The 13165-nt window shown below is 39.3% G+C and carries 12 protein-coding genes; 1 reads left to right on the forward strand and 11 read right to left on the reverse strand.

From position 1 onward, the window contains the following. Window positions 1-98 precede the first annotated feature (98 nt). Window positions 99-506, forward strand: coding sequence for a tyrosine-type recombinase/integrase (locus AB1414_07175; protein MEW6607224.1), 408 nt, complete (start codon window positions 99-101; stop codon window positions 504-506). Window positions 507-560: 54 nt separating this feature from the next. On the opposite strand, the gene AB1414_07180 is transcribed toward AB1414_07175, so the two are convergent. The 11 genes from AB1414_07180 to AB1414_07230 form a co-directional block, all read right to left on the reverse strand. After that, window positions 561-5231, reverse strand: coding sequence for an FAD-dependent oxidoreductase (locus AB1414_07180; GenBank protein MEW6607225.1), 4671 nt, complete (start codon window positions 5229-5231; stop codon window positions 561-563). Between the two features lie 376 nt (window positions 5232-5607). Next, on the reverse strand, window positions 5608-5796 hold the full coding sequence (locus AB1414_07185; GenBank protein ID MEW6607226.1) for a nucleotidyl transferase AbiEii/AbiGii toxin family protein: 189 nt from the start codon (window positions 5794-5796) through the stop codon (window positions 5608-5610). Further along, on the reverse strand, window positions 5753-6013 hold the full coding sequence (locus AB1414_07190) for a hypothetical protein (protein ID MEW6607227.1): 261 nt from the start codon (window positions 6011-6013) through the stop codon (window positions 5753-5755). The genes AB1414_07185 and AB1414_07190 overlap by 44 nt, the downstream gene beginning before the upstream one ends. A 98-nt stretch (window positions 6014-6111) precedes the next feature. Continuing rightward, window positions 6112-6261, reverse strand: coding sequence for a hypothetical protein (locus AB1414_07195; protein MEW6607228.1), 150 nt, complete (start codon window positions 6259-6261; stop codon window positions 6112-6114). A gap of 90 nt (window positions 6262-6351) precedes the next feature. After that, window positions 6352-7119: a TdeIII family type II restriction endonuclease gene (locus tag AB1414_07200; protein MEW6607229.1), complete on the reverse strand. Its 768-nt coding sequence runs from the start codon at window positions 7117-7119 to the stop codon at window positions 6352-6354. After that, the gene (locus AB1414_07205) at window positions 7112-7306 is read right to left on the reverse strand and encodes a hypothetical protein (protein ID MEW6607230.1); all 195 of its coding nucleotides are present in this window, start codon (window positions 7304-7306) and stop codon (window positions 7112-7114) included. The genes AB1414_07200 and AB1414_07205 overlap by 8 nt, the downstream gene beginning before the upstream one ends. A 1-nt stretch (window position 7307) precedes the next feature. After that, a complete protein-coding gene (locus AB1414_07210; GenBank protein MEW6607231.1) occupies window positions 7308-8906 on the reverse strand; it encodes a DNA methyltransferase in 1599 nt (532 codons plus the stop codon). Then, the gene (locus AB1414_07215; protein ID MEW6607232.1) at window positions 8903-9139 is read right to left on the reverse strand and encodes a hypothetical protein; all 237 of its coding nucleotides are present in this window, start codon (window positions 9137-9139) and stop codon (window positions 8903-8905) included. Before AB1414_07215 ends, AB1414_07210 begins: the two co-directional genes overlap by 4 nt. Before the next feature lie 393 nt (window positions 9140-9532). Next, the gene (locus AB1414_07220) at window positions 9533-10081 is read right to left on the reverse strand and encodes a DNA-processing protein DprA (protein MEW6607233.1); all 549 of its coding nucleotides are present in this window, start codon (window positions 10079-10081) and stop codon (window positions 9533-9535) included. 120 nt (window positions 10082-10201) lie between these two features. Beyond that, window positions 10202-11920: an RNA-binding domain-containing protein gene (locus tag AB1414_07225; protein MEW6607234.1), complete on the reverse strand. Its 1719-nt coding sequence runs from the start codon at window positions 11918-11920 to the stop codon at window positions 10202-10204. After that, window positions 11895-13165, reverse strand: a 1271-nt coding sequence (locus tag AB1414_07230; GenBank protein MEW6607235.1) for an Eco57I restriction-modification methylase domain-containing protein, incomplete at its 5' end; no start/stop codon positions are given. The genes AB1414_07225 and AB1414_07230, both read right to left, overlap by 26 nt.

Raw genomic sequence — 13165 nt, forward strand, 5'->3', positions numbered from 1 at the left:
ACCGTAAAAGCTGATTAAATCAGAAGAGTGAACACATTTTTAAGGCTGGAGGCTCTAAATGCTTTATAACTGCTGGTAAAATCATAAACTACAGTTGATTGTGGAATTTAGATGCGTTTGCCCTGGGGTTGGGAGAGGTCTATCTGCCTTTTGCCTTAGAACGGAAATATCCTAATGCCTCTAAGGAGTGGGGCTGGCAATATGTTTTTCCATCCAGCCGAATATCCAGCGACCCTCGCAGTGGTAAGATGCGACGACACCACTGCGATGAAAGTGGATTGCAAAGAGCAGTTCTGCAAGCAGGACGATTAGCTGGTTTGTCAAAACCAGTTAGCCCTCATACATTTCGACATAGCTTTGCTACACACTTACTGGAGGCAGGGTATGACATCCGAAGAGTACAGGAATTGCTTGGACATAAAGATGTTTCTACTACTATGATTTATACCCATGTGATTAATAAGGGTGGGATGGGAGTCCAAAGTCCACTGGATATGTTAAATTGATTTCTTAAACTGTCAAAAGAACTGAATAGATACATATCTTGTATCCTGTATCAATTAAACAAATAACGCCTCTGCTTTAGCCAGTATCTGGTTATCTTTATAGTGCATCAATTGGATAGCCTTAGCCGGGCATTCTGAGGCACATATCCCGCAGCCCTGGCATTTGGCTGCCTCAATCTCTGCTGCCCCCTTGGCATTGATAAAGGGCACATCATACGGACACATACGGATACAGGTTAGACAGACAACGCATTTATTTCCATCAATAACCGAAACAACTCCACCTACATCTAAGTGGTCTTTTGCCAGGATAGTAGCCGCTCGACCAGCGGCGGCTTGTGACTGGGCGATGGACTCTTCAATCAGCTTGGGTGAATGTGCCAGCCCACACAAAAACATACCCTCTGAAGCAAAATCTACTGGCCGAAGTTTCATATGCGCTTCAAGGAAAAATCGCTCGGCATTCAATGTTACCTTCAACAATGGAGATAAACTTTCATTTCCTGGGTCTGAAAGAATAGCCGGTGCCAGTACCACCAAATCCGGATTCAAAACCAATTTCTCTCCCATTATCGGGTCAACAACTTCTACTTCCAGAGGATTTTCGATTTCTGACTCAAAATCGGGGCTCGGGACTCGGGGCTCGGGGCTCGGGACTCGGGACTCGGGGTTCGGGACTCGGGGTTCGGGGCTCGGGAAAATAGGCTGATGGCTGATGGCTGAAAATTCAGGTATAGTGCCTCGTGTCTCCTCTCCTTCTCCCTTTCTCCCTTTCTCCGTTTCCCCGTTTCCCCCTTTCTCATCTGTCCTCTGTCTTCTGACCTCTGGTTTTGCATCCTCTTCGTATCGGATAAATATCACTCCAGCCTCGCGGGCTTGACGATAGTAATCTTCACGGAAGCCATAAGTCCTTATGTCTCGATAGAGAATATAAATCTGTGTTTCGGGACTTATCTCTTTGATTTTCAAGGCATTCTTTATTGCCTGACTACAACATACCCGACTGCAATACGGTCGTTCACTGGTGCGAGAACCAACACATTGAATCATAACGACGGTGTTCGGGACTCGGGACTCGGGACTCGGGATTCGGGATTCGGGATTCGCTAACCTCTTTTCTAATTCAAGTTGTGTGATTACTCTTTCGTCCTCGCCGTATAAATATTCTGTTGGTTGGTATTCTATCCCGCCTGTGGCTACAATCACCACGCCATGTTCTATAGTCATTTCGGAGTTCGGAGTTCGGATTTCGGATTTAAAATGCCCGACATGTCCTGAGAACTTCGTTATTTCACTCGACAGGTGGATTTTAATCGACTTATGCGAGGTAACCTTTTCTATCACAGATTTAAGATACACTTGTGGGTTATCGCCTTCTAAGGTGAAATAGAGATGTCTTGCATTTCCACCAAGCTCAGATTCCCTTTCTACCAGTTCAACCTCAAATCCTTGTTCGGCTAATGATAGAGCAGATACCATGCCGGATAGTCCGCCACCAATGACCAGTCCCTTGCGGGTAATCTCCATTGGGATAAGGTAAAGTGGTTCAAGTATTGCCGCCCGTGCCACTGCCATAGAAACCAATTGTTTTGCCTTTTGGGTAGCCGCTTCCGGGGTTGAACCGTGCACCCAACTGCATTGGTCACGGATATTAGCCATTTCAAATAAATATTTATTTAAACCTGCCATCTGAATTGTATCTTGAAATAGTCGCTCATGTGTTCGTGGGGTGCAGGAAGCAACCACCACTCGATTCAAATTATGTTCTTTGATCTTATCTCGGATTAAGGCTTGTGAATCCTGTGAGCAGACATATATCTTTTCCTCGACACAAATGACATTGGGCAGGGTTTTAGCGTGTTCAACAACTGCGGGCACATTCACTACTCCAGCGATATTTATCCCACATCGACAGACAAAAACACCAATTCGGGGCGGAAGTCCACTGACATCTATCTCTGGCGGATATTCTTTCTTAGTCATCAGGCTACCACGGACATCCGCAAGCAATTCGCCTACACATCCAGCCGCCCCGGATGCCTGCATAACCGTTTCTGGAATATCCTTTGGTTCACTAACCGCACCACAGACATAGATGCCTTCACGAGAAGTAGCCATTGGTGTCCAGGTAGAGGTGGCACAAAATTGATACTGATTTAGCTCTACTCCAAGATTCTTTGATAGTTCATAAGTTTTAGCAGAAGGTTTTAAACCTACAGACAACACCACCATCTCAAATTCTTCTTCCACTAACTCATTGGCGGAGTTTAGATAGCGAATGATTAGGTCTTTAGTCACTGGATGTTCTTTGACAGTTGAGACCATACATCGCACATACTTAACTCCATATTGTTCTTTTGCCCGTTCGTAGTATGAATCAAATCCCTTACCATAAGCCCGCACATCAATGAAGAATATAGTTGGTTCAAGTGCTGGGGAATGCTCTTTGGCAATAATTGCCTCTTTGGTGGCATACATACAGCAAACTGAAGAGCAGTATCTGCGTTCTTCATCGCGAGAGCCTACACATTGTATCCAGGCTACCTTTTTTGGTTCATTGCCATCTGATGGTCGTTGAATATGGCCGGTTGTAGGCCCTGATGCCGACAGGTATCGCTCAAATTCCATGCTGGTAATGACATTTGGGTAATAGCCATAGCCGTATTCTTCACGCACCTGTGGTGAAATAGTTTCAAAACCTGGCGCCATGACTATAGCTCCAACCTCTATCTTTTGGGTGAACTCTACCTCTTGATGGTTTATTGCCTTTGCCTGACAGACTTGTTCGCATTCATAGCATTCCGAGCAGATACCGCAGGAAAGACATCTTTGTGCCTCAGCCCTTGCCTGCTCCTCTGTAAATCCTAACTCAACCTCGTTAAAATTAGCAGTCCTTTTTTCGATACTTAGAGCCGACATCCTCTGGCGAGCTGTTTTCTTAACCTTATCAAGTGGGACTTCTTTAACTACAGAAGTAGATGTTTTTTTTCTATCTACCTTAAGGTCTTGACCTTGCAAGTATCTTGAAATAGACTCAGCCGCTATATGCCCAGCGGCAATAGCATCAACCACAAAGGCTGGTCCCGAGACTACATCTCCACCAGCAAAAACACCTTCCTGATTAGTAGCGAGGGTTTCGGGGTCAACTTCAATTGTTCCCCACTTAGTTGCTTTTACCTGGTTTTTTACTAATTCAAGGTCAGAGGTTTGCCCTATAGCCGGGATAATATTATCAATCTCTATTACAAATTCAGAATCAGGAATTGGCACCGGTCGTCTTCTCCCTGATTCATCCGGCTCACCTAATCCCATCCTGATACATTCAACCGCAGTAACCTTACCATCCTTACCGATAATCTTAGTTGGGTTAGTGAGAAAATGAATCTTAATCCCTTCTTCCTCAGCGGCAATAATTTCATGTGGGTCTGCTGGCATTTCATTGCGGGAGCGTCGATAAATAATGCTAACCTCTCGGACACCCAACCGCACTGCTAGTCTGGCGGCATCTATAGCCACATTGCCACCACCAACTATGGCTACTTTATTTCCCAGATTAACCTTCTGCCCAAGATTTATATCACGGAGGAAATCTACCCCTGACAGGACACCATCCAATTCTTCACCTGGCAGACCCATCTTTTTATTGATATGAGCACCAACGGCAATTAATATTGCTTCAAAACCCTCTGTTTTAAGTTGGTCAAGGGATTCTACCGGCGTATTAAGCCTGAGTTCTACACCAGCTGAGAGAATAGTGTCGATTTCTGCCTGAATTATCTTAGATGGTAATCGATAGTCGGGTATTCCAACCCGCATCATACCACCAGCCACCGACAGTTTTTCAAATATCGTTACCTGGTAACCAGCCAATGCCAGGTCATAAGCCGCAGTCAAACCTGTTGGCCCTGAGCCAATAATAGCCACTTTACTCGGGACTCGGGACTCGGGACTCGGGGCTCGGGACTCGGGGCTCGGGACTCGGGGCTCGGGACTCGGGGCTCGGGAAAATTCTGTTCTCTGTCCTCTAATCTCTGACTCATAATCAGCGACAAATCGTTTCAGGCTGGCGATAGCGATGGGTTCATCTACCTTACCACGCATACATTCTGTTTCACAGGGATGATTACAAACCCTGCCACAAATAGCAGGAAATGGATTTTTTTGACGGATTAAGTTAAGTGCTTCCTGGTATTTACCTTGAGCAATCAAGGCAACATATCCCTGCACACTGATACCTACAGGACATTTTGCCTTACAGGGAGAAGTCCCTCTTTTATCAATAGCAAAGGCACCTGGAACAGCCTGAGCATAGAGTTTATAGATTGCCTTTCTATTGCTCATTCCCATATTAAATTCATCTGGCATCTCTACCGGACATTTTTGGGCACAATCACCACAGCCGGTGCATTTTGATATATCTACATATCTGGGCTTTCTACGGACACTGACCTTGAAATTACCTGGCTGTCCTTCCAGACCAACAACCTCTGATGTTGTCAAAAGCTCGATATTTAGATTTCCAGCCACATCCACCAGCCGCGGCGCCATAATACACATCGAGCAGTCATTGGTCGGGAATGTTTTATCCAGTTGAGACATCTTGCCACCAATGGCAGGTTTATCTTCGACCAGATAGACTTTAAAGCCGGCATCTGCCAGATCAAGTGATGCCTGCATCCCACCAATACCACCACCAATAACTAATACTGAACCTATTTTATCCATTTTTCTTCTCCTAAAAATATCCGCAGATTACACAGATTACACAGATTTTTAACCTGGTAGCTGGTTTTTAGCCTGCGTTCGTGCTTTCGACGGATGACACGGATTAAACGGATGAGCACGGATTTTTTTATTTTTTAGTAATCGGATTGAGCGGATTAATCGGACTTCTTTTCTGTTTTTTATCTGCTCAATCCGCTAAATCCGCTTACTACTTAGTTTCCCTTTGCGTTCTTTGCGTGAAACTTCCTTTCCCCTGAAAATAGCCGCAAGATTTTACCGCAGAGGATACAGATAAATACTTTTAACACAGAAGACATGGAAAAAAAATTCATATTCCCCCTTAACAAAGGGAGCGTAGGGAAACAGCCACAAATTCTTATTTCTTTTCAAGTTGGAACATAAACACAGCAGTGAAAAAATCCAAATCTTCAGAATAGCGATGTTGTAAATAAAACGCAGAAAGAGCTGTTCCCCCAGTAAGAAAAAAATCATTCTTCATTGCCGAGAATAAAGAGATTTCTTTAAGTAGTTTTTTCTGGGATTTTGTTAATACTTGTATTTTCATCAAACCACCATGACCAAAACTTTCTTATTTTTTCAGGGAGATTTAAACTCGGAAGATATTTTCTTATCATTTCCAGTCCAATCAAGCGAATATCTTGAGCACTTCCTCGCGTTAAAACCCGGGCAAGATACCATTTCTTAAACTCTTCAGTATCATATTTCCCTTCAAAATCATAATCCCAAATTAAATTCTTATTTATTGAAAATTCGCTCTTCATAATTAACTCCTCTATCACTTTTTTAACTTCTTAAGTGAAGATGGTGAGGTCAGACTATCATATAAAAGTCTTGATTGATTCTGTTTTCGAGTATCTGGTTAAAAATCCTCCATCTTATCTTTTGCAACTTGTTCTATTTTTGCCAATATTTCATCCTTCCACTTTTTCCCTACTCCATCAAAGACTTCTAATAAATCTGTAAAGGTATTTTCCCCGCTTAAGAAGTTCCAGTAATCTTCACCAACCAAAAAATATAACCGTTCACCTCACCACGAAGACACAGAGACACTGAGAAAAATCTAAAATCATTCTCCGTGTCTTCATGGTGAACGATTACATTACTTGAATTTTGAAAAATACGCCTCAATTTCTGGTCTTAATTCTATGCCTGCTCTTTCAAAACAATCCAATAACTCTAAATATGCTCCATCTCCTCCAAGAAAATCCCAGAATTCTTCTGCAACCTTTAATTCATTATCCAAATCCAGCATCCCTTTTAGTGTCCATCTTTCGTAGGGTTTTGGTTCATAAGGATTGTAGGGGATGGCCACATAAGAATGAACATCTGCATCGGGCTCTCTACATAAAAAGATTGCTATCCATTCTAACAATGTTCTTTTGAAGTCTTTGAAATTACTCAGATTAGGTTTGACTGTTTTTAAATCAAACAAATAGATAACTCCATCTTTACTTTTAACAAACAAATCTACTTTTACTGTTTTTAATTTGTTCATTGCCCCTTTAGTGCAAACACTTCTTATTCTTGCAATTTCATCTGCTTTATTTGGTGGATTTCCCATTGTAAGTTCATTCATAATTCGTTGGATTTCACTTTGTGCCTGTTCGCTTATTATATCACCTCCCACATATTGTTTTTGTGCTACAGAAAAACTCAAACTTGCCAATGTTTCAGCTACAGGTTCAAAAATAGAGGTTCCAAAACTAGTATTTAGAGAATGAATAAAAGAATATAATGCCATTCTATCACGACCAAGTAAATGGTAATGAAATGGCATATTATTTGATTCTGGCTTGTAATTTTGAAACTTGTTCATTAGACAAGTTTTGATTGTATCAATTATATGCTTTTTCTGAGAATTATTCATTGCTATACTTCCTTTTATATTCAAATAAGGCAAATTCGATTGCTTCTCTCCAATCAATTATGTCTCCAACTTTATCTTGTATAAACTTCACCATCTTCTCATCTAAATTAATGTCCATATTATTTTCTTCTATTACATTCAAAATATCCTCAACTGATAATGAATAAATTATCCTGTTTTTTTTCATTTTACTTTCCCTTTAAGTGAAATATTGATTCTGCATAAGCAGTGTCTCTATCTTTTTCTACCCTACAAAGTACAGGTCGTCTAAATTGATTGACTATCTTCATTTCTGCTAACTCCGCAATTTTAGGATAAAGATTAAATTTGTCGTTAGCCACTAAAAATATGTCATAATCTTTTTGAAGATATTTTTTACAATTTCTTAAAGATTCCGCAATACCTTTAACATAGGCATCTCTTGATTCTTTTCCCTGACCTTTAGAAAGGGGTCCGATTTCGAATTCATCTTTTCTTTCAAATCCAAAAATTTCATAAGCATAAGCATGCTGTTCGTGATAATCAATAAGTCCAACATAAGGTGGACTTGAGAAAATACCTTTAATCTTTTGTTCTATCAAAATTTTAGCAAACTCGGAATTTCTTTTTTTAATTTCTTCATAAATATCTATCGTTCTGCTATCCCCTGTCAAACAGATTTGAAATGTTTCGGTTCTTAATCTATCGAATTCTTTAAGGCGATTTAATGTGTCTATGGTATATCTTTGCCACCACTCTTTAATGGAAAAAATCGGTTTGCATATTTTACCGTGTTTCTTACAGTAATATGTCGTTGTAACAGGCTCTTTTAAGGTTGCCAAATCTGCATGAGTCGTTGCTCGGCAAGAGCGGACGGTTCTACTCAAGATTATGGCTAATATTTTCTTAATATCCTTACTATTTTCCTTTTTCAATTCCTTGAACATAAAATCGATTTCTTCTCTTACTGGAAATAAAAACCACTTATCTAAAAAAGAATTATCTTTATCTTGTTTAATTTTGATTTTATATTTTTCAACTAAGTCATAATAAATGATTAAAAATTCTTGTTCTTTATCTTTCGTATATTCTTGTTCGTCAATCTCACCTTTTGTTACTTTTCTTTTATATTCTGGCGATGGAAAATACTTATAGTTAAATTTTGAAAGTTCTGAAAGTAGATGTTTTTCAAAAGCAATATTATTTTTTGTTTCTTGAAAATTTTCCAAACTCAATGTTATTTTCTGAATGGTTTCCCTGATTTGTGGAATATTGTGTTTTTCAACTTTAGCGTTACTAATCATTGTATTAAATGCAGAAATATCTATACCAATGGCATGCAGTCCTAATTCATTTCCTTGAACTAATGTTGTCCCACTTCCACAAAAGGGGTCTAACACAACATCACCTTTTTTAAAATATGTTTGCTGTTTAAATTCATCCGTATGAGAATCAAGGAAATATTCTACTAATTGAGGGATGAATTTCCCCTTATAAGGATGCAATCTATGAACATGTTTGGTTCTTTCAGCCTCTTTGTATTCTACAAAAGACAAATGCCAATTAAGGTCATCACCTAATATTTTCTTCCATTGTTTTTCTTTCTTAAAAGAGTCATAATAATCCTTTAATTCATCCCTATTTATTAAAGAATTACCATTATCCCTGAATTTTGTTATTCGTCCATACTGGAGTAAATAGGAAATATTTGAGATTGTCACTTTGCGTTTTAAGTATTGCGAAGCCCAAACGCTTGCCTCTCTTAGATTGATTAATTTTTTCTCGGCTTTAAATGTTAATTGATTCATATCTGTTTAAAGTCCTTTTTGAAATTTGATTTGTAATTTTGCATTTTGATATTTAATATTTGATTGTAACTATTCAGCCACAGATAGACACGGATGAAACACTGAAAATTCGTAAATCGTGTCCGTTTTCCGTGTCCGTAATTAGGCTCAAGGTTGAAGGCAAATTCAGGTATAGTGCCTCGTGTTTCCTCTCCTTCTCCCTTTCTCCGTTTCTCCGTTTCCCCCTTTCTCATCTGCCCTCTGCCCTCTAACCTCTGTATTTATCCGTGCTAATCCGTATTAATCAGTGGCTGAATAATTATGCAGAAACCAGATTGTAACCGTTCAGGTTATACATCAGAAGTGTAAGAAGGGAGATAAGGAGATCGGGGAGATGTGGAGATTATAAATTTCCTGGATAATTGGGCAAAATATGGAAGTTAGGTTAGGATGGTTATGCAAAAAGACTAACTTCATAACCCCTAAACCAAACCAGCCTCCTAATCCTTTCACCAAAAACTCCTAAATATATCTCTATATCTCCTTTTCCTTACACCACCTGAACGCTTACAAAAATATTATACCTAAACTAACACCTTCTGTCAACTTGAAATTTACTATTGTGTTCCCAAAACCTTCCATATATTTTACATCACACCCCATGATTTTAGGCGCTGCAAAATGTCTTCTGTATGACTGCCCGGTTTTGCATAGGATATGAAAGCCTCATCAGCAAGGGCTGCAACCAGTTCGTTTCTTCGCAGTGCAGATTCACGGCTGATACGCTTTGGAGAATTGATAAAAGGAGACAGTATCAGCAGACGGTTTGCCTCAAGCACCCTGCGAAACTCATCTGTCAGTCGCATTGTTTCAATTGCCCTGGCAGGGCATATAATAATCGGCTGTTTGCCACGCAAGAGAATTTTCAGGCATTCCTTTTCAATAGGCGAATGAAAACCACTGAGAACACACTTTCCGCTGTCTCTGAATTCTGCTGCCTTGTCGTAGGCATGAAGTATCACACTGCCAGGGGTATCTGCCGAGCAGAAAAACGCTGTTTTTGGCAACGAAAGAATACTCAAATTCCCTATAAAAGATAGTCTTTCAGGTGCATTGTTGCCAAGCCGCTTAACAATTATTGAGGGATAGTCGGGAGATCCCTGTTTGAGGTATTGAATCATTGTTTCATTCTTCATTGTAATTAACTAAATTATTGTCTAAATATCAGTTAATTGTAGTTTTCTTAGACAATTATAACATTTTGTTATACAAGGACTTTTCTAAAATTATCTTTACCTAATTTATCTAAAAATGGCTCATTCATTAATCTTTTGATTCTTTTTAGACAATTCCCATACAGCGCCTCGTCCTCGTTTACCTTCTACCAAATATATAATACCATCTCTTCTCACTTCTTGAAGTAAGTTTGATATAAATTTAGTTTTTTGCTCTAAGTTGAGTGCATCAGATATTTTATCTAATAGAAGTTTGTCAAAATCCTGCCGGGTTGCTCGAGTGAATTTTTCAAGGTATTCCTGTATCATTTTAATATAATGCTGTTTATCAAAAGCCCGCTTTTTTATGTAATCAGCCCTTGTATCTGTAACTGCCGCTATTTTTGCCGTGACAAAGAGATTTGGTTTTCTCCCTTCTATAAGTCCTTTTCTTTTTAAAAGTTTAAACTCTTCATTATCGATTGGCTTCCTTTTCTGAACCTTGTCAAGTGCAATAACTTCTTTAAGAGAAAGAGTAGTTCTCTGCATAAGCATCCTTGTATAGCGTTCATCGATCACCTTCCCAATAATTCTTACTTTCACCTTATCAGGCTCGCTCAGATCATAATCAGGCATAGGAAAATATCTCTGTCTTTGCAGAAGAAACATCTTTTTGATGCCTCCGCCCTGAGTATCAATCATATTTAGATTTAGCATTGCATTGGCAAGGAAGAAATTACGATATCGCTCTGGCGGTGAATCCTGTTCAATTACCTTTTCCACCGATTCAGGCAAAAAGCTTCCGACATTAGTAAAAATTAGGTCATCGGGATTTTCTACAATCGTTATTCTCCCCCTCAATTCATAATCCTGATGAGCAATGCAGTTATTCAACGCCTCTCTGATAACCCACGGTTCGTATTTTGTGATTTCAATTGGGAAAAGCGAAGTGTCTAAAAGATAGCGGTACTTAAGATTTCTAATCTTTGCATAAACCGCTTCAACATTCAGAAGAAATGGCGGGCCAAAATGCTCATAGTCTTTCTCAATATTGTGTTCATTCTTGAGCACCCATGTTATTTTAGCTACCGAAGGGCTTATAAAATGTTCAGATTCGTCCTTGCCTAACAATATAATTGCAGTTCTGGTAATTTTACCCTGTATGGCGATTTTTGCCTTGTTCAAGAAAGTGATGTCATCCCAACTCTCAACCTCACGTGCCTTATCCGGGAATTTCTCTTTGTAATTCTGACGGGCTTTCATTATGGCAGAGGTATCAAGATCTGCCATTGTAGCCCTTTCACAGATTTGGGCTGACCAATCTTCAATCCCTACCTGTTTTCGTATTCCTTCAATCTTGTCTAAAGATAAAGGACTGAGGGAATCACCAATTCTCCCATAGGCTATACCATCCCATGTAGTAGGGATTCCTCGTGATGCAGAAGGGATTTCAAAAATCACTACCCTTTTTCCATCAACTTCAAGTTCATAAATATTGCGGAATGTAAGCCCATGATTTGTGTGAGAAGATATTTGTTTCTTAAGTTTTTCAAGCCCTGGAGCTTGTTGTCTGTAATTGGAGCCAACTATTTTTCTTGGAGGCTTATCTGTTATGCCAAATATAAGCCAGCCAGATGAAGAGCCATTCAAATTTGCCTCGTTGCTTAATGCAGAAAAGTATCTGCCTGTATCATCAAAATCATAATTGCTCTTTGCCTCTTTAAACTCTACCCATTCAGTCTCTGCTGGGAGAAGTATCAACTCTTTGAACTTTGTAAGCTTAAATTCAGACTCTTTATAATTCATTGCTTGTCCTTTCATATTCCTCCTCATTCTCCCGCCCCATGCGGTATTTGATGTCATAGTTGACGATAAAATCTAACTCCTCCTCTGTAAAGCCGTAGTGCCTCGCAAGGACACAGTCAATTTCGTCAAGGATGGGTTTGGATTTTATAGGGAAAAATTGCTGAAACTTCACTAAGCCTGTTCTATACTTACCATCCTGCATTATTGATTTGGCTTTATAGTCTGTCATTAATTTCTTACATAGTGCAAATAACTCGTTCATATGCGTTGATGAAAGTGATTGTATATCCAAAGGGAACATTTTTAAATCTGATGGATTGTTTGTGCGAGCATCAGAATGCATGACATAATACCAAAAATAAAGGTTGCTATTAAGTGAGGCTACTGATACAAGGAGTGCCTCGGTAGTGTCAAAATACAAGTAAGATTCTCGTGAAGATATACTTTTTCTTCCGTTTAAAAAGAAATCTGGTTGAAAATCAGTGATTATTTTCCAATATCTACCACCACTATTTCTATAATATAAAATATATTTGGTTACTCTATTTACAGTGTAATTATCTATTTTATTATGTACTTTCTTCATTTTTTCCAAAACATTAACTTCTGCTTGCGTTCCTATCTTAGGAATTATCCCAAAAACCTTAGTGTTTGTTGCAATTGTATAATTTATTGTAGGGAATAAATACACCCTGTTTTCGGCGTACCATTTTAAATAGGCAGTAGTGAATATTCTTGCATTTGAATGTTTCTTGTCAAATAGAGTAATCGATAAATTCCTTTCAACTCCTTCAAATAATTTGCTCGGTCGTTCTGCATAGTTGCTAAGCCAAAAGTTTGAGCTATTGCACAATTGCAGTAGCTGAAATTTCTCCATTCTGTCAGTACAAAATGCACTAATTGGAACAATCATTCCACATCTTCCTTTTTCTTTTAAGACTTTAACGGATCTTTCCATAACAAAAGCATAAAGGTTATTACATAGTTCAGTTTCCAAGTAGTGAACAGTATAAGCCCGTCTCACTTCACTATATTCCACATACGGCGGATTGCCTATAATCACATCAAATCCGCCCTTGTCATGGACAATGCCGTAGAATTCTACAAACCAGTGGAATGGCTGGTGGGATTTTAGCCATTGTTCGCAGGCATCCTTTTTGCTTGTATCCACGCCATATTCATTTGCAAGATAGCGGTTGAGTTCATCTTCAAGGGCTTTCAATTTATTGTGGATTTCCTGTTTATGCTCAGGCGGGACTG

Source organism: bacterium (assembly GCA_040755795.1).
Lineage (GTDB): Bacteria > UBA9089 > CG2-30-40-21 > CG2-30-40-21 > SBAY01 > JBFLXS01.

What these genes read in the sequence shown, in the direction of transcription:
- AB1414_07180 (MEW6607225.1), bottom strand. Translation starts at nt 5,231, where the DNA reads ATGGATAAAATAGGTTCAGTATTAGTTATTGGTGGTGGTATTGGTGGG.
- AB1414_07185 (MEW6607226.1), bottom strand. Translation starts at nt 5,796, where the DNA reads ATGAAAATACAAGTATTAACAAAATCCCAGAAAAAACTACTTAAAGAA.
- AB1414_07190 (MEW6607227.1), bottom strand. Translation starts at nt 6,013, where the DNA reads ATGAAGAGCGAATTTTCAATAAATAAGAATTTAATTTGGGATTATGAT.
- AB1414_07200 (MEW6607229.1), bottom strand. Translation starts at nt 7,119, where the DNA reads ATGAATAATTCTCAGAAAAAGCATATAATTGATACAATCAAAACTTGT.
- AB1414_07205 (MEW6607230.1), bottom strand. Translation starts at nt 7,306, where the DNA reads ATGAAAAAAAACAGGATAATTTATTCATTATCAGTTGAGGATATTTTG.
- AB1414_07210 (MEW6607231.1), bottom strand. Translation starts at nt 8,906, where the DNA reads ATGAATCAATTAACATTTAAAGCCGAGAAAAAATTAATCAATCTAAGA.
- AB1414_07215 (MEW6607232.1), bottom strand. Translation starts at nt 9,139, where the DNA reads ATGAGAAAGGGGGAAACGGAGAAACGGAGAAAGGGAGAAGGAGAGGAA.
- AB1414_07220 (MEW6607233.1), bottom strand. Translation starts at nt 10,081, where the DNA reads ATGAAGAATGAAACAATGATTCAATACCTCAAACAGGGATCTCCCGAC.
- AB1414_07225 (MEW6607234.1), bottom strand. Translation starts at nt 11,920, where the DNA reads ATGAAAGGACAAGCAATGAATTATAAAGAGTCTGAATTTAAGCTTACA.